Origin of the sequence: Arcobacter acticola, assembly GCF_013177675.1 — a bacterium.
GTDB classification, from domain to species: domain Bacteria; phylum Campylobacterota; class Campylobacteria; order Campylobacterales; family Arcobacteraceae; genus Aliarcobacter; species Aliarcobacter acticola.
Window position 1 is genome coordinate 24,180 of sequence record NZ_CP042652.1, and the last position, 23,309, is coordinate 47,488.

Here is a 23,309-nt window from a genome sequence, read left to right on the forward strand (position 1 = left end):
TATTAAGCTTCTTCAGCTCTTTTACCAACATTTTCAATGTCAGCTTCTTCTTCTAACCCAAATTCCATTAATAAGTTTTCTAAATCATCCATTTCAAGAGGTGTTGGAATAACTTTTAAGTCATTAGCAATGATTTTTCTTGCTAATTCTTTATATTCCATAGCTTGATCATGATTTGGTGAATATTCAACAACTGTCATTCTTCTTAACTCAGCTCTTTGAACGTGGTTAGATCTTGGAACAAAGTGAATCATTTGAGTACCAATTTGTTTAGCTAAGTGTTTAGCTAAGTCATACTCTTTATCTGTCATCCTAGCGTTACAAATAAGACCTGCAAGTCTTACCCCACCTGTATTTGCATATTTTAAAATACCTTTTGAAATGTTATTAGCTGCATACATAGCCATCATTTCACCAGACATTACGATATAGATTTCTTGTGCTTTACCTTCTCTAATAGGCATAGCAAATCCACCACAAACAACATCTCCAAGAACGTCATAAGAAACGAAATCTAGTTCGTCTGTATAAGCACCCTCTTCTTCTAAGAAGTTGATAGCTGTAATAACTCCTCTACCTGCACAACCAACACCTGGCTCAGGACCACCTGATTCAGTACAATTTATATAACCTTCTGTTATGTCATTATTATCAGGGTGAAATTCTCCAGCACCTGGTTTACATACATCTTCTAATTCTAAATCTTCAACTGTTCCAGCCTCAGATGCTAATTGCATAATTGTACATTGAGCTTTCTCATGTAAAATTAATCTTGTTGAATCTGCTTTTGGATCACAACCAACAATTAATATTTTTTGACCATAGTAGTGGCACATTGCCGCTAATGTATTTTGAGAAGTAGTTGATTTACCAATTCCACCTTTTCCATAAAACGCTATTTGTCTTAATGCTGACATTTTATCTCCTTTGATTTATCTGTTTACAAAATAGATAATTGCACTTAGCGTTCCACAGAAAGATTTTTTTTTGGAATTTGTATTTAATTTTTTAGAAAGCCTATAAAATAGGCTTTCTAAGAGATAAATTTTTTTGAGAATTTATTTTAGGAGAGAAAATGTCTTATTTTACTTCATTAATTTAGAGGTAAATTTTTGTAAACTTTTTTGTAAATCACAAACAAATTTGATTTTTCCCTCTTTTTTTTGCTTCGTAAAGTTTGTGATCTACTTCTTTGATTAAGTTTTCTGCTGTGATATTTTTACTCTTTTTTTCTTGTCTTTGATGTTTTGTTGTAAGTGTATTGTAGCAATAAAAAGAAATTTGTTATAAATGTTTTTTTATTATAAATTTTCTACTTTGTAGAGTTTTTTTCTCAATCTAAAGCTTTCGCTTGAAATTCTTTTCTTATAAATTTTCTACTTTGTAGAGTTTCTTTCTCTCTTTAGAAGATGGGATATCTAACATCTTTCTATATTTTGTTATGGTTCTTCTCACCATTTTAAGACTGAATTTTGTTTCAATAAATTCTAAAATAGATTCATCAGTTAATGGAATCTCTTTGTCTTCATATTCTACTAAACTTTTTATATAACTTTTTATTTGAGATGAAGATAAATCTTTATCAACTGCATTTGAAAAGAAATATTTTAAAGGAAATATTCCTAAATTGCATTCTACATATTTATTTGCAACGGCTCTACTAATAGTTGATTCAGCAAAACCAAGCTCGCTTGCAATTTCTTGCATGGAAAAAGGTCTTAGTTCCCCTCCAACAAAAAATGATATTTGTTTTTCTACAATTATTAATACAATTTTATAAAGGGTAGATTTTCGTAAATTTAGTAAATTTACTAAATCTTTTGCTTCTTTTAGTTTTTCTTTTATATTTTCATTTTTAGTATTAAATGGGTTTTTAACTTTTATATCTGGGTAATATGCATTATTGATTTTTATATCAATATCTTCACCTATTTCAATAAAAAAATCAGGAATAACTTGAACATTATCATTAATATATTCAATAGCTGGTGGATTATTAAAATATTTTATAATATCTTTTGCATCATTAAATCTATGATGAGATGCATATTTATCAATATGTGATATATCTTTTATGATTTTTTTGGTGAAATTATATAATTCATCATCAATTTTTCTATCAAAGGCATCAAGTTGAAATAAAAATGATTCTTCTAAATCTAAGGCTCCCACTCCACTGGGTTCCAATCTTGAAAATCTTTGTCTTATTGATTCTACATACTCTTTATATACATTACAAGTTTGGGCAATCTTTTCTATATCCCCATCAAAATATCCATTTTCATTTATATCACACAATATTTCAAGTGCAACTTTTTTTGAGTTTGGTGTTGGAAATAAAGTTTCATCTTCGATTTGATCGCTAAGCTTATCATTTAATGATGTTGCATATAAAGCTAAAGACTCTACAAATTCTCCACTTATTCCATTTGATGTAAAGTTAGTAAAAAAATCTTTTGATTTTTTTACCTCTAAAAATGGATTTTCATAAGATAAATTTGTTAGGTACGATTCTAAATCTTGGATTGATGTCTGTAGCATTGGAAGCCACAATTTTAATGATAAATTTAAGTTCTGCTTTTGAGCAGTTGATATTGAAAATGATTGTGCCATAATTTTATTTTGCCCAAATTCTTAAAGAATTTGGACTTTCCTTTAGTATGTTTTTTAATACTTTATTCTAATTACACCGTTAGGTTTAACTATTTTCATTTGGCATGATAATCTTGATTTCTCAGTATTCATACCAGCTCCCGCTTCTGCGATTACTTTTTTTTCTTTATCATTGATATCTGAAATAAATTCCATACCTTGTTCGATTGATACAAGGCAAGTTCCACATTGACCATCTCTACAACCAAATGGAAGTGCTGAACCTGATGCTTCAACTACATCTTGAATTGTACTACTTGGTTTTACATTGATTGCTAAAAAGTCATTTATGATTTCTACTCTAGTTGTCATTTTTTTTCCTTATTTTAAATTAAATGGTTTTACTAAAATATCACCTTTGATTAACATCATTGGAGCTATTCTAATCTTTGGACTAATTGTAAATTGTTGACATTGTTCAGCTTCTTTAGCACTAATAGCGCCAATTTTTACTAAAATATCTAACTCCTCATCTTCCATATAACTAGTTGGTTCTTCATTACTTAAGTTCTCAACACTAATTAAGCACTTAGAATAATCACCTTCATTAGAAAATGGAATTGGAACCATTTTTTCTTTAGCTAATCGAACAATAGGTTCTCCTATTTTTGCATCATAAACACCATCTGTTTGCGTGTCGAAATGCATAAAAATCACTTTTGCCATATTTTCCTCCTACTTTTTTATAGACTTGTTTTAACAAAATTACCAAGCCAAGTGAAAAGATTCTGTAAATTCTTTCATTTGACTTGAGTAATCAATACTATTTTGAATAGTATTTCTCCCTATGTTTTCTCATAAATTCTAATTCTTCTTTTACTTCATCCCTATAATCTTCCATTGCTAATAGTTCATGTTCCCTGCAACCAACTACTTCAATAAGGGCATTTAAGTCCAAGAAATGAACCTCATAAACTCTTATAACTTGTAAAAACTCACCAATTGATTTTATATAACCAATTGCATCTTTTTGAACCATTATTGTGACAACAGGTGCATGGGGATATGTTCCATCATTTTTTATATCTTCTAAAAGTTTTACTTTTTGGCCTATTCCAAATTTTGGCTCATCCTCATCTTTACCTGAACGTGATGCAGTTACACTATCATGTAGAAATGTATTTGCATCTACTATGTCTTTATGATTAACACCCACAGCTTCCTCCTTGCGTACTTCCAGAAGTTGTAGTATCACATGAAGAGCAACCATCTAGTTTTCCTGTTTCATACATATTCCAAACATCAGCAGCGCTTGGAGAGTGACCTGTTTTATAGTCACCATAAACTCTAAGAAGTGAGAATTTTAGAAATTCTAAAAGTTTATTTTCATCTGCTATTGAATCAAGACCTTTTTTAATCAAAGTTCCATACTCTTTCATCATATGAAATCTTTTTATATTTATTAGTTTTTGGTCAAATTCAAGACCAAAAAAGTCAAAGAAATCTTCTGTATCTCTTAATTTATAAAAATCATTTACAGTTTGCATTTTTTCTCCTTTTTATAGATTTAGTTCATCTTTTAATATATCAATCCATTTTTCAATTCGTTCATCTGTTTTTGCTTTTTCATTGTGTTGATCTATTACTAGTCCACAAAATTTATCCCCATGTTGTGCAAGTGAAAAATCATATTTGTACCCTTCAATAGGGAAAAAACCAACAACTTTTGCATTTACATCTGTAAAAGTTTTATAAAGTTTTCCCAAGGCAGAACCAAAGTGTTCTCCATGTTTTACACAATCTCCAGCTCCAAATAAAGCAATTGTTTTTCCTGAAAAATCTATGTCATCTGATTCTATCTCCAAAACAACATCAACCCAAGAGTGATGAACATCGCCCTGACCCCAAGTTGAACTTCCCAAAAAAAGAATGTCATAACTTAGTAGTTGATCAATATCATCAAAATCTTCTTCCATATTTATAACTTCGTCAACACCAAACTCATTAGCTAATGCATCTGCAATAATCATAGAAGTTCCACCTGCTGTTCCACAAAATATTCCAATTTTTGCCATAACCTATTCCTCTTATACGTTTTTATATTTATTATAAGTTTCTTGAGCATTTAGAAGAAATTTTTCACCCTCTTCTTCCAATTTTGAATACTCTCTAAATGAGTATCTATGAGCATCTTTGAAGAATTTTTCGCAAAGTACAATTTTTCCTGCAAATACAACAACTCTTCCAAATCCTTCGTGGCTCATTTCCATTACAACAGAAGCCATAACACCTGTAATTTTTTCAAAAGCAAGTGCTACTGCTTGAAAGATAAGTCTAATATCTTTGATTTGCATTTCATCAATATCAGCAATAATAGGAATATTTTTTAAATCCTCTTTAGTTCTGATATATTTTTCTTGAAGTAAATCAGCATCACTTTTACCAGTCCACGTTCCAAATTGATCAAGTGCTCTTACTTGGCCAATTAGGGTTTTTATAAATAGCTCTTTAGCTTCCATTATGCGGCCTTTTTTTCAATGATTTTTTTAATAAATGGAGGTGGATTTGTATTTAACATATCAGTTAGTTTTTTGATTTCTTCTTCTATTGAAACTGTTTCTTTATATTTAATAGGAAAAATTCCATTGTTTATAATTTTTGCAGCTGCAATTGCTCCAATATTTGTAAAATAAACTATGTCAATACCTTTTAATAATTCAACAGTTAAATCTGTATCTTTTGTATCTATTTTAATGATTTCGCAAACAGTTGTAGACTCCTTACTAATCTCATAAACAGCAAATTGTTTAGCACTTCCAAAATGTGAATCGATATTTTCTAAATCACTTGTGGCAAAGGCAACTCTTATATTTCCCGATGTAGAACCATTTGATTTTATTTTTATACTTTTCATTTTTTATCCTAAAAGTTTATATATATTGTCTATATGCAATTAGTGTTCCACAATATAAAAAAACTATTTTCCTATTGCAAAAACATAAAAAATATTATTGGAAGTTTCAAAAAATTCTTTTGTTATATCATCAAAATATGCGCCTATACCGCTAGAAGATAGGTTTATTGAAGTAGTTCTTAAATATAAAATTTGTGAGATAAATCCACTTAAAATATATAAATAAAAATAGTTTTTAATATTTGAAGATGTGAAAAAAAGAGTAAAAGCACTTTGTCCTGCAAGTTTTTGATTAAGTGCTAGTTTTATTGCTGTTTCTTTGAAATCACCCTCTTTTTGTAGTTTTACATTTTTGTAAATACCTTTTTTCATATTGCTAATATTGTTATTAATAAAATATATTTCCAAATCATATTTGCTAGCAAATTCAAAGATATTTTTTGTGATAAATAAAAAATCTTCTTTAGTTATTCCTTTATTTCTAAATGCTCTAATTGAACGTCTTTTGTTTATAGCTTCATAAAGTATTTTTTTATTTATATCTTTTAGTAAATCTATATTTGAAATTATTGGAAAATCATCTTTGAAACTATTTTTATAAAATTCTTCAATAAATGTATCTTTTATTTGATAATCACAAGCACATACATTTACTATGGGAGTTCTTAGTTTTTTTACTTCGATTTTTTTGTAATCACCACAAGAAACAGCCACATAAAAACTCTCATAATTATCAAAAGAAAAGTCACTATTTAAGGCCTCTTTATCAAAATTAAAATCAATATCAAAAGGTATATTTTCAAGTTCCAATGCTGCAAAAATAGAACCCAAGATATGACCTGTATCCAAAAGAAGATATCTTATGGCTCTTTGTTCATATTTCCAAGAACTTCTGAAATAAGCATTTGATAATAAAAATATAAATTTCTTTTGGTTTTTTTCTTTGAAATAATATTCAAGACCATCATTACTTAATTCATGTATTAAAGTGATTTTATTTTCAAGGGGCATATAGTGATAAACTCCAGATACTAAGCCTTTTATACCTCTTAATTGGATATAAACTTCATTTGGATATAAACCTCCAGCACTAGGATTTACTCTTAGTTGTATTGACTCATTCCCATAAGTTTTAGTATCTGTAATTTTTCCTATATTATTAAGAAATCCCAATTCCTCATAATCATTTATATTAAAAGATAAAAAGAAGTGGGGATATTTTTTGTATGTTCTTGGTTGGGTTCTATAATCTATAAAACTCGAACCCGTTAAATTTTTTTTTGCATTGATATTTGTTTTATCATGAAACTTTTGCATTTTTTAAAAGCTTCACAATTTTTGGTGTTACTGCTAAATCTATTGCTTTAAAATCATCTAAACTCATTAATTCTGTATTTGCTTTGTGTTTTATAAGAAGCTCAACAAATATATCTTTTCCTGCACTTGCACAATACATTAATGAAGTTACATTATTTACATTTTGTGAATCTATATTTATTCCTGCACTTACAAGTGCTTCAAAACAAGCATAAGAGTCTCCAAAACATGCATTCCATAAAGCAGAATTTCCATCTATGTTTTTTACATTTAAATCGACATTTAAAGATATTAGTTCATCAACAATAGAAAGATTAGCTTCTCTACTAGCTTTCATTATTGCAGAATTACCATATTTACCAACACTATTTAAATTATCTTGAGAATACCCATTTAGAGCTAACCACTCTTTTAAATTTGAAGTCATAATTAAACTCCCATCCAATTTTCATGGCTATGACCTTTTGCTTTGAAGTTAAGCACTTCATTTAAACTAAGATCAAACTGTTCAATATTAAAATCATCATCCAAATCACTTGGGATTTCTTTATATTTTATTAGGCCTTCTTTATCTATAATAAAAATAGAATTAGCAATCATAGTATCATCAATATTTACGCCAAATTTAAGAGAAAAGTCTTTGAACTCATTTGAAATAAAACTTTTATCTATTGCAAATTTTTCAACAGCATCTTCTATTTGTTCCATTTGACTGCAAGTAACTATATAAGCATAAACTTTTCTTTTAGTTGAGTTTATTATCTTATCTATTTTGCTTGAGTATTTACTAATATCATTTAGACTAATCATAACTTGAACAGCAGGTGCCATTAATCCTATTACTTTTGTTTCATTATTTATCATATTCATTCTAATAGCAGGTGCTTCACTTTCTATAAATCGATCTTTTTTCCCTAAAGGATAAGTGTTGTTTTTATATGTAACTTGCATTTATAAAATTTCCTTGTGTATTATTTGACAATCTTTATTTATCATTATTAGTGATTTTATTAAATTGTTTTTTTCATCTCTTAAATCAAATATCTTTGAAAATGATTTAAAATCATTTGAAATGAAAGATTTATTTAGATTATATTTTTCTATAAGTATTTCAATATCATTTTGAGTGCTTGAAGTTATAATAAAACACTCAATATCATTTTTTGAGAAATTAATACTCTCTTTTAATTTATCATTAAACTCTAGAATATTTGGAAGAGTTATTATTACTTGACCTTTTAGTTTTGGTAAACCTATTAATTTTGTAGATTCATTTAACATCTTAATTGTAGAAAAGGTTACCGTTTGAAGAGATGGATTAATGCTCATGACTAACTCCTAATTTATGATGATTTATCAAATTTGCTAACTCAAACAATAAATAAGAGCTACCTTCATATAAAAGGTCATTTTTAAGTTGATTTCCTAATCCTTCAAAATCAGGAAAACCTCTTACTAATAAGGCCTTTTTATGATTAATAGCAATTCTTTCTGCATGAAAATTTGATATTACTATATCACTCTCATGCAAGAATGATTCCACATCTTCAAAATCACCAATTAAAAGATTTTCACAAGGAATTGAATCTAGTAAATCATTTCTATGGGTTGTTACTATTGCTTTTATTGTGGCACCTGCTTCCATTATTGTATTTGCTACACTTAAGGCTTGATCTGGTTCTAAGGCAATAACAACCTTGGCACTTCCAATTGTAAAATGAGTATCAAGAAGTGCATCTTGTAATCTTTTTCTCCATCGTACAATTGAAGGATGTGGTTGTGAAATATTTTTTAAAGAACATAATCGTTTAAAAAACTTATCACTATCTTCCAATCCTCCTAAACTATCAAAGTGAAAAAGATTTATATTTGCATTTTTTTCAAGTATTTTTTCTCCACATTTTTGAACACTTTTACCAATAGTAATAACAAGTGAAGAGTTAGCTAATTTTCTTATATCTTCAACACTAATTCCTCCACTACTTAAAGCTCCTTGTTTTAAACCTAAGTGACCATCAAGTGATTCACTAATATCAGGAAGTGAAAAAACCTCATAAGCAAAAAGTGCAATGGTATCTTTGATTTTTTCTACTTCTATTGGTTTTAGATTTACATTTGGAATTATTAAGGCTTTATTTGAATCAAGCTCATTTGCTCTTTCTACTAATTGCTCAATTATTGCTTCAATTGATTTTGCAAATCCACTTTCAATTGAACCTTCAAAATCAGGAGTATTTACATAAACCATTTGTTGAATATCTTTTACTAAAGAGCTAGCCCCTTTGATATCATCTCCTTTTGTTTCAGTTAGTCCTGTTGTAAAAAGTCCTACTAAATCAGGTTTTACTTTTGCAGTAATATTTTTGATACTCTCAGAAATAGCATAATCACCACCATCAATAACAGCTGTAATATTATTTACAGCTGTAGTTTGAACAGCAATTGGGTCATTGAAATGTCGGGTGAAAAATACTTTTGTAAAAGAAGCACAGCCTTGAGCCCCGTGCATAAGTGGCATACAGTTTTTTATTCCTAAAAAACAAAGCATCGCTCCCATTGGTTGAGATAATTTTATAGGGTTTAATTGTAAAGGTTTTTTGCTTATTGCTTCCATGGTACTTCCTAAGAGAGTTTTAGGAAGTTATGCAAGAAGTATTCCTTATAAAAATTAGTAGTTAAATAGTTTTTATTTTTACAAGAGAAGATTATTTATAGTATTTTTAATTTAACTTTACTTTTTTTAAATAATCACTAATCATAGGAATATAATCTTTTCTGCATATTAGATGAGTTTGGGGTTCTTTTGGTATTTTAGTTAGAATTAAATCATCTGTATAAGCATATTTATCAATAATTTGTTTGGAAACATAGGCTTTTCCCATACCTGCTTTTACACAACCTAAAATAAGTTCATAATTTTCTATAAATATTGTTTTAAAATCCAAATTTCCTTTTTGTTTTGTATACTCTTCAAGAAATTTATAATGGGAACTATCTTTTTTGTAGCCAATTAAGCAGTTCTTTGCTTCATTTATTTTTGATTCAACTAAATATAAATCATCATAAAATTTGTTTAAAACTAATAGATCTTTATGATTTGGATTTCCAGTAATAAAAGCAATATCTAATTTATAATCTAATATTTGCTCTAAAATTTGTGGATTGGCATTGGTATATAATTCTAGTTCCATATTTGGATATTTTTTGTTTAGTTTATTTATGAATTGAAGTAGTCTAATAGCTACATTTGCCTGCCCAGAACCAATACGAAGTATTGTTTGATGGGAAACATTTTTCATTTGAAGTCTAGCTTCTTCTGTTTTTTTTACAATATCAACAGCAAATGGATAGAGTCTTTCACCCTCTTTTGTCAGTATTACACCCTTTGGAATTCTATGAAATAAATTATATCCAACTACTTTTTCTAATTGTTTAATTCTAAGGCTTACATTTGATTGAGTAAAGCCTAAATCTTCGGCACCCAATGAGATTGATTTTCTATTTGCAACTGATACAAATACTTTTAATAAAGATGAATCCATATTGCTATCCATTATGTAGTGTATTATTTTATATTATTTGACATAATACAATAAAGAATTTATAATTCAAAAAATCAAGGATAAATATGACACTTTTTTTAACACTACTTGGTAAAATACTACCCTTATATTTTAGTATTATATTAGGAATTTTCTCAACGGCTTTTTTAAATTGTAATAAAGATACTATTGCAAAGATTTTACTTTTTATTTTGGCTCCAATTATAGTTTTTACAGCAACCATTAGTGTAAAATTAGATGCTTCAGTAGTATTCTTACCTATTTTCTTTTTCCTTTTAAGTACAATTATTGCATTTTCTACACTTGCATATTTTAAAAAAGTTTATAGTGATAATACTGCTAATTTATTAGCTTTTAGTACAGCAACAGGGAACACTGGAAACATAGGTATTCCACTTGCTATTTTATTTTTAGATTCCCATATAGTTGATGTATTCATTTTTACAGTCTTAGCTTCACTTTTATATCAAAATTCTGTTGGGTACTATATAACGGCAAAGGGGAATTTTACAGCAAAACAAAGTGTTTTAAAAGTTTTAAAACTCCCCGTACTCCATGCTTTTTTATTAGGATTATTATGTAATTTATTGGGTTTTAGAATACCTGAAATGTTTATGGATTACAATAATTATCTAAAAGGAGCTTATGCAATATTAGGAATGATGCTTCTTGGAATGGGAATGGAGAAAGTAAGAACAAATAACTCTTTTGATAAAAAGTTTATCTTTTATACTTTATTTATCAAATTTATCATTTGGCCAGTTCTTATCATATTATTTATATATTTAGACAATACCTTTATACATTTCTTAAATAAAGAGTTTTATTTGCTTATGTTTATATTCTGTATTGTACCACTTGCAGGGAATACGGTAACAGTTGCAACCTTACTAGATGTTAAACCTGAAAAAATGTCATTGGCAGTTTTTATATCTACTTTGGTATCTTTGTTTTATATTCCATTGATGATATATTTATACAATTTAAATATGTAAATATAAATCAACATCTCTTAAAGTATCAATATCAATTGAATAGTTTTCTTCTAAAACTACTTTGATACAATACTCTTTTTTTAATAGCTCTTTTGCTCCAAAATCTGCTTTTAATTTGGAGATTTCATTATAAAATTTTTTAGGAAATATTGCGGGAACTTTTGGTTTTTCTCCATATAAAGAAGCGATAATATTCTCATTTAAAATACTTCTTTTTAAAGATTGATAATGTGATAATGGAATAAAAGGCTGGTCACAAAGCATTACCATTGTATAGTCAAAATCTTTTGTGTGATTTACTCCTAAAGCAAGGCTTGAACCCATACCTTGCTGATAATTTTCATTATAAATTATATTTATATCTAAATCTTTTAGTTCATTTTCACACTCTTCTTTTTTATGACCTAGAACTACAAAAACATTATTAGATATTTGAATAGCTTTTTTAACACTATTTCTTAAAAGGGTTTCTTTCTTATATATTAATAGTTGTTTTGATTTGCCTTCTAATCTTGAAGATGTTCCAGCAGCTAAAATTATAATAGCTAAGTTATTATATTTTTCCATTTTTTTTAGCCTCAATTTGAGCACAAATAGAAAGTGCTATTGATTGATGTGTATTTCCACCAATATCTAAACCAACTGGTGCAAAAAATCTTTCATCATTACCTAAATTAAAGTGTTCTTTTGTTTTTTGCATATTCTTTTTATTACCCATTAATCCAATATATTCTATATTTGAGTTTATTAATGCTTTTAAATAAGTAGAATCAGTTTTTGGACTATGACTTAATATCACGGAAGCATTATATGTACTTAAATCCATAGTTAGTATATCCTCTAAGTTTTCTAGTTCTATTAAGGTATCCGCTTGGTTTACAAAAGATTCTTTTATATTTATATCTATAACTGTAGTTTCCCAAGCCATTAAATTTGCCATAGAAATTAGTGAACTCACATGAGCTCCTGAACCAAAAATCAAAAGAGAATAAGGTTTTTTAATAGTTTGATAAAATTTATCATTCTCAAATTTTATAAAACTTACCTCATCAATAATTTCAAAACTATTATCTTTTATAGATCTAAGTAATGTTTTATTTTCACTTTTTAATGCAAGACCTAAAGCACCATAGTTATCTTCAAAAAAGAAAGCTTGAGAGAAATACTTACTTGTTCCATGTCCTGAAGATTCATCTATTGGGATTGATTCAAAGTATTGAGGTTTTTTAGTTTGTAAAGCTTCTTTTGAATTTTCCAGTACTTTATTTTGTAAAAAGTTACTTCCTAAAACACCTGTAAATTCACCTTTAGAATTTACAAGCATCATATTTCCAGCTTTTGCATAAGTAGAACCTAGTGTTTCAATAACACTAGTTACTACTATATCAAGTTTTTTGTTTTTACAATCTTCTATAAATTTTAAGGATTGTTTATTTTGAAACATTGCTTATCCTAGTTTGATAGGGAATTTCGTATATCTTTTTCCTGTTGCATCTGCTAAGGCATTTATTACTGCTGCAAACATAGGTGGAACACCAATTTCTCCCACTCCTCCAATTTTTTCACCTGAATTTATAATTTCAACTTTGATACTTTCAGGTGCATCAGTTATTCTATTTACTTCATAATCATAGAAATTGTTTTGGTCAACTGCCCCATTTGTTAGTGTTATTTGTGCTGATTTTATATATCCAATTGTAAAGTTGATTGAACCTTCTATTTGATTTTCAATTCCAAGTGGATTAATTGCCATTCCACAATCAACTGCTGCCCATACATTTTGAACTTTATAATCATTGTTTTCAACTTTTACTTTTACAACGTAAGCCACAATACTTCCAAAAGATTCTGCAATTGCTACACCATAACCGCTGTTTTTCTCTCTTTTATACCAGTTTGATTGCTTTGCTACATTTTCAAGTAATTTATTGTATCTAGGCTCTTTCATATTTTTGATTCTAAAATCAATTGGGTCAATACCAGCAGCAATTGCAGCTTGGTCTACGATATTTTCAACAACAGGTGCTGATGTTGTATGACCGACTGATCTAAGCCATAAAACTGTAACAGGAGACTGGGGACAAAATGCTTTTAAATCATGATTTGCAATATTATACGGGTGTGATTCTAAACCTTCTCTTTGTGTAGCATCAATTCCATCTTTGAACATAAAACCTTCAAACATTGTTCCTTTGATTAGTGATTGATTGATAACATCAGCTTTAAATGCAGTTATTTTCCCATCTTTATCTACAGACATTTTTGCTTTATTTACAGTCATAGGTCTATAGTAACCCATTTTGATATCATCTTCTCTTGTCCATAAAGTCTGAATAGGCCAAGCTTCATTTTGTGCCACATAAACAGCATCAACGACAAAGTCACTAGAAGGATTTGCACGTCTTCCAAAACTACTTCCTAAATAGTTGTTGTAATATTCCACCTCTTCAGGTTTTATTCCTAAAATTTTTGCACAAGTTCCTCTATAAAGTGTTTGAAATTGTCCACCAACACTCATATATGCTTTATCGCCTTTATGGTGAACTGTACAGTTTAGTGGCTCCATTGCGGCATGTGCTAAAAATGGAAAAGAGTACTCAGCTTCAACAACTTTAAATGCCTCTTTAAAAGCTTTAGAACTATCTCCATCTTTTTTCATAAGAGGTAAATCTTCTTTATCTAAATAGCTTCTATACTCTTTTTCTAAATCAGCACTAGAGATTTTTTCAAATTCTCCATTATCCCAAATTACATCAATCTTTTCCATTGCCATTTTTGCTTGGTACCAATGGTTTGCAATTACAGCTATTTTTTCATTTGGAAGTTGTTTGATTTTTAAAACCCCTGACATATTTTTAGCTTTTGAATCGTCATAACTTTTAATTTTAGCCCCAAATACTCTAGGTTGAACAAGTGCTGCGTATTTCATATCTGGAAGTCTAACATCTATACCAAATTTAGCTTGTCCCGTGATTTTCTCATTTACTTCTATTGGATGTCTTTTTGTTCTTTTTCCTATTAAATTATGCTCTTTAACATCTTTTAATTTTACATCTTTTGGTATTTCTATATTTTTGATATCATCTATTAATGAACCATAAGATAGTTTTTCTTTTGTTCTATTATTTATAACATACGAGTCTTTTGTAGAAACATCATACATTCTTACTTTCCATTTTTTAGCAGCTGCGCTTTTTAGCATATATCTTAGCGTTGCACCTACAAGTCTAACTCTTTGTTGTTGAGTTTTAATACTCATTGAACCACCTGTTAACATCATAGGCATTCCAGGGATATTATATACATCAGCTACTGGTGCTGGTTCAAATATAATCTTTTCCCACTCAGCATCTAATTCATCAGCAATACATATAGCAATACCTGTATATGCACCTTGTCCCATTTCTACTTGACCTAAAATAAATGTAATGGTATTGTCTTTATCTATTTTAATAAAAGCATTTGGTTGAATGATTTCCTCTTTTTTTTCTTCAACTTTTGCAGCCATACCTTTAATTGGAAGATTAAATCCAATGATAAAAGCTGAACTAACTAGTGTACTGTTTTTTATAAATTCTCTTCTATTTAAATTCATTTTTTATCCTTTTGCCACAGTTGAAACTGCTTTAAGTATTTTATTGTATGTCCCACATCTACAGATATTACCTTGCATTACACTTTTTATCTCATCTTTTGATGGATTTTTATTTGATTTTAAAAGTGCACTTGCATTCATAATTTGTCCAGGTTGACAATATCCACACTGAGCCACATCAAAGTCTCTCCAAACTTGTTGAAGTTTTTGTATTTCTATATCTTGGGTATTTTCTATTGTTGTAATTTTTTTATCCATTACTTGACTCAATGGTGTTGAACAACTTCTAATAGCAACTCCATCAAGTAAAACAGTACATGCTCCACATTGCCCTACACCACAGCCAAATTTTGTTCCAGTTAGGTTTAAATGATCTCTTAAAACCCATAAAATTGGTGTCTCTTCTGATATATCGCTTAGTTTGTAAGTTTTATTATTTATAATAATATTATTCATATCTTTTCCTCTATTGTGAAAGTTTTGTCTATTTTTATTATATTTGAAAGTAAAGATATATGATAGAATGATTTTCCAGAACTATTGCCTATTTCTCTAAATTATGTGATAATCCAAGTTTAGGAGTTAACATGAATTATAGAAATGAGCTAATATCATTAATAAAAGAAAATAGTAGTACAGAAGGATTGATATTAACAAATATCTCTTCTTTAAAGTTTTACACAACAACTCAAATCTCTGAGTTTGTAAGTATAATTTATGAACCATCATTATGTATAGCTATTCAAGGTTCAAAGGCTGTTGGCTTTGGTGATGAGATGTATAGTTATTCTTCTGAAAAATATTTAATTGTATCGACCCATATCCCAGCAAATGTTAGAATTGAAGAAGCATCAAAAGAAAAGCCATATTATTCAATAATTATAAATTTTACATTAGAACAAATTTATGATGTAATTAAAGAATTAAATGATGATTTACAAGAAAGTAAACATAAGATACTTCAAAAAAGTCTTTGTTTTGATGTTTTAGATGATTTTTTATTAGAACCATTATTCAGGCTTTTAAAGCTTTCACAGAGAAAAGACAATGTGGAGTTTTTGTCAAATCTTATATTGAAAGAAATTATCTATATTTTACTTCAAAGAAATAGTGATTTTTTTAAACAATATGTTTTAGAAGGAAATATAGCTAATCAAATTGTAAAAGCAATAACTGAAATAAAAGATAATTTTTCTCAAAGTATAAATATGAAAAATTTATCAAAAAATATTGGAATGAGTGAATCTTCTTTGTATAATAACTTTAAAAAAATCACCACTATGAGCCCATTACAATTTCAAAAAAAGATTAGACTTGAAGAAGCAAAACAAATGTTAATAAATCAAAATTTAGATGCTGCTCAAGTAGCTTTTGAAGTTGGTTATGAAAGTCCTTCTCAATTTAGTAGAGAATATTCAAGGATGTTTGGAATGTCACCTAAAGCTCACGTTAATTTATTAAAAGATAATTAATTAACCCCAAGGTTCAGGATTTCCCACAACTTTAAATACTCTGTTATTAACTGCATTACATACATCAATCGCAAGATTTACAAGTCCAGCATATGCACCATATGATACTTTTTTTTCTTGATTTACATCTACAAAGGCTACTTTTTTCTTAATAGCTGTATATAAACTTCTTCCCCCTGCAAGCAAAATATCAATATTGTGTTCATCTATTAATTGAGCTTGTTGAGTTCCTGGGTCTGTCATTAATATTTTTACATATTGAGCACAAATCTCTTTGTCTTCTAATGTTGCTTTTTGAACACTAGTGGCAACCACATCAATTCCTATATCTTGCAAAGCAGATGCTATTGACCAAGTTTTATTTCCACCTGTATTTAATATTGCTTTTTTACCGGCTAATACTTTTTTATAAGGAGTCAGTGCTAGTTCGAGTTTTGCTTCTTCTTCTTCAATCAAAGCTTCTGCACGGGCGCTTAATTCTTCATTTCCAAAAGCATTTACAATTGATCTTATTGCATTTGAGGTATCTCTTCTTCCATAAAATGAAATAGAAATATAAGGTATTTCATACTCTTCTTGCATTTTTCTAGTTAAGCTTATAAGTGATTTTGCACAAACAATTACATTTAGTTTTGCTGTGTGTGCCATTTGGATATTTTCAATTCTTCCATCACCTGCAAGTGTTGAGATTATTTTTATACCAATTTTTTCTAAAAGCGGTGTGTATTGCCACATATCACCTGTCACATTATATTCACCAATTAAATTTATTCCAAAAGGATGTATAAATTCAGGTTCACGAGTTCCAATTAATTGGTGTAAAACTGATTCTCCTCCAAGACGCGAACCTAGATTTTTACCACCTACGAAACCAGGAGAATGAATAATTACAATTGGAATTTTATGTTTTTCTTGCATTCTTGAACAAACACTATCCATATCATCCCCAATCATTGCCGTTACACAAGTTTCATATACAAATATTCCTTTTGGATTTTTATGTTTTATTATATATTCAATTGATTCTTCAAGTTTTTTATCTCCACCAAAAATCACATCATTTGTATTAACATCTGTGGTATATCCCATAACTGTGTTATTAACACCTTCATGGGAAGTTCGTGTTTGCCTTGTTTCCCATGAAGCTCCTATACAAGTAGCAGGTGAATGAACTAAATGGATAACATCAGCAAATGGAAAAAGTGCAATTTGCGCTCCTTCAAATGCACATCCACCACTTGTAGCTCCTGGTTTTGGTTTATCGCAAGATGATTTTTTTGTTTTATTATGGGAACAATCACTTTCACTTAATAGTTCACGAATTAGTTTTTTATTTACCATGACAAACTCTTTCTTTTGGATTTTAAATATAACTTGCAATTTATGTTCCATAAACTTCTATGGAATAGTTTTTGCATAACATTTTCATAATAATTTATAGTTCTTTATGAACCATTTAAGGAGTTTAAAGTGATAGCAATACCTTTAGAAAAGAATGAGTCAACTGTAATTTCAAGTTTATATGGAAATTCTCCATATTTTGCATTATTAAATGAAGAAACAGGAACTTTCAAAGTTGTTGTTAACAAGGGCTGTGGTGATGGAATTGAAACTGCAAAGTTTATTTCAGAACAAAAAGTTGATAGTACATTTTTTTATCATATGGGAGAAGGTGTTTATAATTTCCTTCAAAGTAATGGACTAAAAGTTTATAGTTCTTTTAAAAACTATTTGAGTATTGATGAAATTTATTTTCAATTTTTAGACAATAGATGCAAAGAAGTTACAAAATCTAATAGTTCAGTACTTTTGGATTCAGGTATTACAAGTTGTACTTGTTCTTATGACACAAAATAAATTTAGGTAAAAAATATGAAAAAAGATTTGGATTATTATCTTGGTTTACCTTATCCTATTGAGAGTTACTTTGGGGAGCATGAAGTAGGAGATGCTTATTTGGTGCAATATATTGATTTTGATATAAAAGCATCTAGTGAAGATTATGATGAAGCTTTATTATTAGCTAAAGAGTATCTAAAAGAGCATATAAAAAAACAGCTAGAATTAAATAATCCACTTCCAAATCCAAAAGAAGGTATAAGATTTATGGAACATAGAATGGCCCTTGAGGCGTATAAAAATAAAGATTTTAAAAAAGCACATGATATTTGGATTGAAGAATCTAAAAGTAAGAATGACCAAGCAATGGCAAATTTAGGTTTAATGTACCTAAAAGGTGAAGGTGTAGAAAAGGATTATTCAAAGGCAAAAGAATGGTTTGAAAAAGCTAGTATATATGATAATGACTCAGCAAATTTCAATTTAGCTTTGATGTACCAAACTAAAATTGGTGTAGAAGAAGATATTGAAAAAGCTATTGATTATTATAGACGAGCTGTGCATAAAAATCATATTCAAGCAGCTTTTAGATTAGCTTTGCTTCTATTAAAAGATAGAACAAATATTGATGGGGTAAAAGAAGGTTTCTCTTGTATGTTAAAAGCTGCAAAGGCTGGCCATGTAATGGCAACTGTTCAATTAACAGGAGTGAATAAAGATTTAGTAGAAGATGCACAGTTAAATAAATCTTTTAGACAAAAGAGTTTTGAAGATCAACTTGAAATTATAAATGATGCCCTTGAAAGATTTATAAGACCTATTTTGAAAAAAGATGGTGGAAATTTACTTTTAATAGATTATACAAATGAACCTGATATAGAATTAAAACTTGCATATCAAGGTGCTTGTGTTGGTTGTTCTATTGCTTCAACTGGAACTTATGAAATGATTAGAAATACTATTGAGCAAATCATAGATAAAAAAGTGAGGATTTATGTATTATGAAAATTGCATTTGCTTCAAAAGATAACATATATGTAAATCAGCATTTTGGTTGGTGTAAAGAGTTTTATATTTATGAGATTTTAGAAAATGATTACAATTTTATAAAGTCTGTTGATTCTTCACTTGAAATTGATGATGAAATAGAAAAACTAACTTACAAAATTGAATGCCTAGAAGATAGCGATATATTATATGTTCAACAAATTGGTCCAAAAGCTTCACGAATGGTGCAATCTTGTAAGATTTTTCCAATGCAATCAAGTCGTGAAAATGAAAAGATAGAAGATATTTTAAATCAATTAATTAAAATGAAATCTAATCCTCCTATTTGGATGAGAAGGTTACTAGAAAATGAATCATAATAAACCTATTGAAATAGTAGATAATATCTTTTTTATTGGGGCATTTGATCCTGATATTAGAACCTTTGATATCATAATGAAAACAGCAAATGGCTCTTCTTATAATGCTTATTTAATTAAAACCGAGGAAGGTGTAATTATTGTTGATACTGTAAAACTAGAATATCAAAATGAATTTTTTGCAAAAATAGAACAACTTTGCAGCTATGATGAAATTAAATATGTAATTTCCCATCATTTAGAACCAGATCACGCAGGTGCAATTCCTGAACTAATAAAAAGAGCATCCCAAGCAAAAGTTTTAATCTCTCCCCAAGCAACACCTATGTTAAAAGCAATTACGGATAAAGATGATATTGATTTTGAATCAGTTTGGACAAATAAAACTTTGACCTTAGGAAGTAAAACAATTAAATTTTTAACAACCCCCTATTTACACTGGCCTGAAACTATGAGCTCCTATGTTGTAGAAGATAGATTACTTTTTTCAGGGGATGTATTTGGTAGCCACTATTATGATAAAAGGTTATTTGATGATTTGGTAGGCGATTTCTCTTATTCATTTAAATATTATTATGACCATATTATGAGACCTTTTAAAACATATGTTTTAAATGCTTTAAAATTGTATGATAAGCTTGATATTAATATAATTGCAACTTTACATGGACCAATCATAAGAGAAAAGCCATATAAATACATTGAGCTTTATAGAAAATGGAGTTTAGATAGACCTGATAATATAAGTTCAAACAATAAAATCATCTCTATTTTTTATCTAACTAGTTATAAAAATACAAGAGATATGGCAGAATCTATTTTTGATGGAGCTGAAAGTGTAAAAACAATAAGAGCTAGTCTTTATGATTTAGCTTCAATTGAAGAGCAAAATATGATAAATATTCTTGAAGAGAGTGATGGAATACTAATAGGAACGCCAACAATTAACGCAGATGCCCCAAAACCTGTATGGGATTTACTCTCTTGTATGATGTATTTAGAAAAAAAAGGTAAAACAGGACACTCTTTTGGATCTTATGGATGGAGTGGAGAAGCACCAAAAATGATACTTGATAGGATGAAATCGTTACATTTTAGGGTACCTCCAATGGAATCTATGAAAATAAGACTCATTCCAACCAAGGATGAATTAAAAAACTGCTATAATTTTGGTAGAGAATTTGCAGAGATTGTAAATGGAAAAATGATAGAAATAGATATGAACTAAAAAATTAATTACCGATGAGTATAAAACTTTTACAGGGGTTTGACTAAAACAGTACTCATCGCTTATTAATTTTCTAAGTCTAGTTTCTTTAAATACTCAGAAATAGAAGGAATATAATCCTTTCTACAAACTAAGCAAGTTGGAATATTTGCTTCTTTTTTATCTAACACAGTTATTTTTATATCTTTATCATAACCCATTTTTTTAACAATACTCATAGGAAGCAAAGTTTTTCCCATCCCTACTTTTACACATGATAAAATAGTTTCTAAACTTCCAAAGGATAAACTCTTTTCTACAAAAATATTTTTTTCTTCATAATAGTTTTTTAAAAATTCATCATAAACACAACCCTCTTTAAAAGTTAGAGTTACATTTGGAACATTTGAAGAGTTTGGTTCTAGTATTGCTATTTCTTCTTCAATTTTTCTCAAAACCATTAATTTATCACTTTTAGGTTCACCACTAATAAAAGCAATATCAACTTGATAATCTAAAATCTGCTCAGTTACACTTTTTGTAGTACCCGTAAAAAGTTCAAGTTGCATTTGAGGAAAATCTTCATGTAGTTTAATTAAAAAAGGAGATATTCTAACAACCGCATTACACTCTGTTGAACCTACTTTTAACTGCCCTATTTTTTCATTATCTTTTAGTGAAAATAAAGCATCTTCCATTTTATGAATGATTTCTAATGCTTTTGGATAAAATCTTTCTCCATGTTCTGTTAAAATAACACCCTTTGGAACCCTATGAAATAGAGTTAAATCCATAGTTTTTTCCAGTTGTTTTATTCTTGAAGTTACGTTTGATTGGGCACACTTTAGTTCATTTGACGCAAGTGAGATACTTTTTTTATTTGCAACACTTACAAAAACTCTTAATAAATTTAAATCCATATCATCATTCCTTATATCATATATCATTATTGGTTATTTGACACTAGATAACTATTAGTGATATGATAACGTAAATTAATTATAAAATAGGCTTTAAAATGAATAGATTACTTGATAGAAATGACAATTTAAGTATTATCATCGCAGGAATATTCGCAATAATTATTGGACTAGGAGTTGCTAGATTTGCATTTACTTCACTGATTCCAAGTATGTTAGTAAATCACTTAGATATTACCTTTGCAGGTATTTTAGCATCATTAAATTTTGCAGGTTACTTAAGTGGCTCACTTTTATCTATATTCATAAAAGATATAAATCAAAAAGTACTTTTATTTAGATTTGGTGTTGTTTTAGCAATAACTTCAACACTTGCCTTAGCTTTAAATTCAAATGACACTGTTTGGATAGTAGCTCGAATTTTAGCAGGATTTGCAGGTGCCATGACTTTTGTGGTTGGATCTGCAATTGTTATGACAAAATTACAAATGGAAAGTAAAACAAAAGCTATGGGTATCCACTTCTCTGGTATTGGTTTTTCTATTTTAACAACTGATTTAATAAATAGATATGTTTTAAGTTCAGGTGGATCATGGCAGGATTCATGGTTGGTTTTAGCTATTTTTGCCTTTGTAATATCAATTTATTCTGTTTACATATTGTCTTTTGATAAAAAAGTAAAACAAAATGTCGTAAAACATGGCTTTGATAAATCAATATTTACATTTTTTGTAGTATTACTTATTATAGTATATTTTGCAGAGGGTGTTGGATTTGTTGTTCAAGGAACATTTTTACCTGATATTATTAATAATCTTCCAGGACTAGAAGGTTATGGAAATATTACATGGACGATAGTTGGTCTTGCTGGAATTCCTTCTTGTATTATTTGGATGAGATTAGCTCATAAATATGGAAGTGTAAATATCATAATTATTGCATTACTTATTCAAACCCTTGGTATTTTAATTCCTACAATGACAAGTAACTTGTATTTAAACCTTTTAAGTGGTGTTTTCTTTGGGGGAACCTTTGTGGGACTTGTTGCACTTTTTATGAATCTTGGTGGGCAACTAGCAAAATCAAATCCTGTTGTTTTAATGGGAGCACTTACAACTTCATATGGAATAGGACAAGTTATAGCTCCACTTTATAGTGTATATCTAATTGATAAATTTGGTAATTATGATTATGCATTATATTTAACAGCATTTATTGTTTTAGGTGGAGTGGTTTTACTTTTATTTGCTAAAAAATTTGAAACACATAAAATATAAGAATATTTTTAGGCCAAATCACTAAGATTTGTTATTTTATATATAACATCTTTTAACTCATTTAACTTTTTTATAATACCATCGTTGCAGGGTTTATCTAGTTTATACCTTGCATCTATGAAATCATAGATATTGTCAATATTTCCATAAACTTCTTTTAGAAGCTCTTTTTTTATCTCTTCTTGCACGTTCATTTTTTATCCTTTTTTTATATAAAGTTTATTATGCATTTTTCATTCCTAGGTTTTCTA

At 28.6% G+C, this 23,309-nt stretch carries 29 protein-coding genes; 7 read left to right on the forward strand and 22 right to left on the reverse strand.

Features of this window, described 5'->3' with window-relative positions:
* Positions 1–2 precede the first annotated feature (2 nt).
* From nifH to AACT_RS00205, 15 genes are all read right to left on the reverse strand, one after another.
* Positions 3–917, reverse strand: coding sequence for a nitrogenase iron protein (gene nifH / locus AACT_RS00135; protein WP_172123801.1), 915 nt, complete (start codon positions 915–917; stop codon positions 3–5).
* A 448-nt stretch (positions 918–1,365) separates the two neighbouring features.
* A complete protein-coding gene (locus AACT_RS00140) occupies positions 1,366–2,613 on the reverse strand; it encodes an RNA polymerase factor sigma-54 (RefSeq protein WP_172123803.1) in 1,248 nt (415 codons plus the stop codon).
* Between the two features lie 54 nt (positions 2,614–2,667).
* A complete protein-coding gene (locus AACT_RS00145; RefSeq protein ID WP_172123805.1) occupies positions 2,668–2,964 on the reverse strand; it encodes a 2Fe-2S iron-sulfur cluster-binding protein in 297 nt (98 codons plus the stop codon).
* 9 nt (positions 2,965–2,973) lie between these two features.
* Positions 2,974–3,318: a hypothetical protein gene (locus AACT_RS00150; RefSeq protein ID WP_172123807.1), complete on the reverse strand. Its 345-nt coding sequence runs from the start codon at positions 3,316–3,318 to the stop codon at positions 2,974–2,976.
* Positions 3,319–3,415: 97 nt separating this feature from the next.
* Positions 3,416–3,808 carry a nitrogen fixation protein NifZ gene (locus AACT_RS00155; RefSeq protein WP_228720505.1) on the reverse strand — a complete coding sequence of 131 codons (393 nt, stop codon included), beginning with the start codon at positions 3,806–3,808 and terminating at the stop codon, positions 3,416–3,418.
* Positions 3,798–4,139, reverse strand: a complete 342-nt coding sequence (locus tag AACT_RS00160; protein ID WP_172123811.1) for a nitrogenase-stabilizing/protective protein NifW — start codon at positions 4,137–4,139, stop codon at positions 3,798–3,800. Before AACT_RS00160 ends, AACT_RS00155 begins: the two co-directional genes overlap by 11 nt.
* 12 nt (positions 4,140–4,151) lie before the next feature.
* Complete coding sequence (locus AACT_RS00165) at positions 4,152–4,667, reverse strand: flavodoxin domain-containing protein (RefSeq protein ID WP_172123813.1); 516 nt, start codon at positions 4,665–4,667, stop codon at positions 4,152–4,154.
* 12 nt (positions 4,668–4,679) lie between these two features.
* Positions 4,680–5,111 (reverse strand): NifX-associated nitrogen fixation protein, encoded by a 432-nt coding sequence (locus AACT_RS00170; RefSeq protein ID WP_172123815.1) that lies wholly within the window; start codon positions 5,109–5,111, stop codon positions 4,680–4,682.
* Complete coding sequence (nifX, locus tag AACT_RS00175) at positions 5,111–5,506, reverse strand: nitrogen fixation protein NifX (protein ID WP_172123817.1); 396 nt, start codon at positions 5,504–5,506, stop codon at positions 5,111–5,113. The genes AACT_RS00170 and nifX overlap by 1 nt, the downstream gene beginning before the upstream one ends.
* 63 nt (positions 5,507–5,569) lie before the next feature.
* On the reverse strand, positions 5,570–6,823 hold the full coding sequence (locus AACT_RS00180) for a SagB family peptide dehydrogenase (RefSeq protein WP_172123819.1): 1,254 nt from the start codon (positions 6,821–6,823) through the stop codon (positions 5,570–5,572).
* Entirely contained in the window at positions 6,807–7,250 is a 444-nt protein-coding gene (locus tag AACT_RS00185) for an ankyrin repeat domain-containing protein (protein ID WP_172123821.1), read from the reverse strand. The genes AACT_RS00180 and AACT_RS00185 overlap by 17 nt, the downstream gene beginning before the upstream one ends.
* Positions 7,251–7,252: 2 nt before the next feature.
* Positions 7,253–7,774, reverse strand: a complete 522-nt coding sequence (locus tag AACT_RS00190) for a thioredoxin domain-containing protein (protein WP_172123823.1) — start codon at positions 7,772–7,774, stop codon at positions 7,253–7,255.
* Entirely contained in the window at positions 7,775–8,152 is a 378-nt protein-coding gene (locus AACT_RS00195) for a hypothetical protein (protein ID WP_172123825.1), read from the reverse strand.
* Entirely contained in the window at positions 8,142–9,437 is a 1,296-nt protein-coding gene (nifN, locus tag AACT_RS00200) for a nitrogenase iron-molybdenum cofactor biosynthesis protein NifN (RefSeq protein ID WP_172123827.1), read from the reverse strand. The genes AACT_RS00195 and nifN overlap by 11 nt, the downstream gene beginning before the upstream one ends.
* Positions 9,438–9,543: 106 nt before the next feature.
* The gene (locus tag AACT_RS00205) at positions 9,544–10,365 is read right to left on the reverse strand and encodes a LysR family transcriptional regulator (protein WP_172123829.1); all 822 of its coding nucleotides are present in this window, start codon (positions 10,363–10,365) and stop codon (positions 9,544–9,546) included.
* 86 nt (positions 10,366–10,451) lie between these two features.
* On the opposite strand from AACT_RS00205, the gene AACT_RS00210 reads away from it, so the two are divergent.
* Entirely contained in the window at positions 10,452–11,381 is a 930-nt protein-coding gene (locus tag AACT_RS00210) for an AEC family transporter (protein WP_172123831.1), read from the forward strand.
* Here the strand turns inward: AACT_RS00210 and AACT_RS00215 are convergent.
* Genes AACT_RS00215 through AACT_RS00230 form a run of 4 tightly spaced genes read right to left on the reverse strand, consistent with a single transcriptional unit; the run spans position 11,370 to position 15,432 of the window.
* The gene (locus AACT_RS00215) at positions 11,370–11,948 is read right to left on the reverse strand and encodes a nucleotidyltransferase family protein (RefSeq protein WP_172123833.1); all 579 of its coding nucleotides are present in this window, start codon (positions 11,946–11,948) and stop codon (positions 11,370–11,372) included. The two genes, AACT_RS00210 and AACT_RS00215, sit on opposite strands and share 12 nt — an antisense overlap.
* Positions 11,935–12,825, reverse strand: coding sequence for an XdhC family protein (locus AACT_RS00220; protein ID WP_172123835.1), 891 nt, complete (start codon positions 12,823–12,825; stop codon positions 11,935–11,937). Before AACT_RS00220 ends, AACT_RS00215 begins: the two co-directional genes overlap by 14 nt.
* Positions 12,826–12,828: 3 nt before the next feature.
* Positions 12,829–14,976 (reverse strand): xanthine dehydrogenase family protein molybdopterin-binding subunit, encoded by a 2,148-nt coding sequence (locus tag AACT_RS00225; RefSeq protein ID WP_172123837.1) that lies wholly within the window; start codon positions 14,974–14,976, stop codon positions 12,829–12,831.
* Positions 14,977–14,979: 3 nt separating this feature from the next.
* Positions 14,980–15,432 (reverse strand): (2Fe-2S)-binding protein, encoded by a 453-nt coding sequence (locus AACT_RS00230; RefSeq protein ID WP_172123839.1) that lies wholly within the window; start codon positions 15,430–15,432, stop codon positions 14,980–14,982.
* Between the two features lie 131 nt (positions 15,433–15,563).
* Between AACT_RS00230 and AACT_RS00235 the strand changes: the two genes are divergently transcribed.
* Positions 15,564–16,448: an AraC family transcriptional regulator gene (locus AACT_RS00235; RefSeq protein ID WP_172123841.1), complete on the forward strand. Its 885-nt coding sequence runs from the start codon at positions 15,564–15,566 to the stop codon at positions 16,446–16,448.
* On the opposite strand, the gene AACT_RS00240 is transcribed toward AACT_RS00235, so the two are convergent.
* Positions 16,449–17,828, reverse strand: coding sequence for a nitrogenase component 1 (locus tag AACT_RS00240; protein WP_228720506.1), 1,380 nt, complete (start codon positions 17,826–17,828; stop codon positions 16,449–16,451). It lies immediately after the preceding gene.
* 90 nt (positions 17,829–17,918) lie between these two features.
* Between AACT_RS00240 and AACT_RS00245 the strand changes: the two genes are divergently transcribed.
* The 4 genes from AACT_RS00245 to AACT_RS00260 are packed head-to-tail and all read left to right on the forward strand — an operon-like array spanning position 17,919 to position 20,882.
* Entirely contained in the window at positions 17,919–18,305 is a 387-nt protein-coding gene (locus AACT_RS00245; protein WP_172123843.1) for a NifB/NifX family molybdenum-iron cluster-binding protein, read from the forward strand.
* A gap of 15 nt (positions 18,306–18,320) precedes the next feature.
* A complete protein-coding gene (locus AACT_RS00250) occupies positions 18,321–19,292 on the forward strand; it encodes a NifU family protein (RefSeq protein ID WP_172123845.1) in 972 nt (323 codons plus the stop codon).
* Positions 19,289–19,654 carry a NifB/NifX family molybdenum-iron cluster-binding protein gene (locus tag AACT_RS00255; RefSeq protein ID WP_172123847.1) on the forward strand — a complete coding sequence of 122 codons (366 nt, stop codon included), beginning with the start codon at positions 19,289–19,291 and terminating at the stop codon, positions 19,652–19,654. Before AACT_RS00250 ends, AACT_RS00255 begins: the two co-directional genes overlap by 4 nt.
* Positions 19,644–20,882 (forward strand): FprA family A-type flavoprotein, encoded by a 1,239-nt coding sequence (locus tag AACT_RS00260; RefSeq protein WP_172123849.1) that lies wholly within the window; start codon positions 19,644–19,646, stop codon positions 20,880–20,882. The genes AACT_RS00255 and AACT_RS00260 overlap by 11 nt, the downstream gene beginning before the upstream one ends.
* Positions 20,883–20,947: 65 nt before the next feature.
* Here AACT_RS00260 and AACT_RS00265 read toward each other — a convergent pair whose 3' ends face one another.
* Entirely contained in the window at positions 20,948–21,781 is an 834-nt protein-coding gene (locus AACT_RS00265; RefSeq protein WP_172123851.1) for a LysR family transcriptional regulator, read from the reverse strand.
* Between the two features lie 98 nt (positions 21,782–21,879).
* On the opposite strand from AACT_RS00265, the gene AACT_RS00270 reads away from it, so the two are divergent.
* Positions 21,880–23,058, forward strand: coding sequence for a YbfB/YjiJ family MFS transporter (locus AACT_RS00270; RefSeq protein WP_172123853.1), 1,179 nt, complete (start codon positions 21,880–21,882; stop codon positions 23,056–23,058).
* An 8-nt stretch (positions 23,059–23,066) separates the two neighbouring features.
* On the opposite strand, the gene AACT_RS00275 is transcribed toward AACT_RS00270, so the two are convergent.
* Positions 23,067–23,252, reverse strand: coding sequence for a hypothetical protein (locus AACT_RS00275; RefSeq protein ID WP_172123855.1), 186 nt, complete (start codon positions 23,250–23,252; stop codon positions 23,067–23,069).
* Positions 23,253–23,309 lie beyond the last annotated feature (57 nt).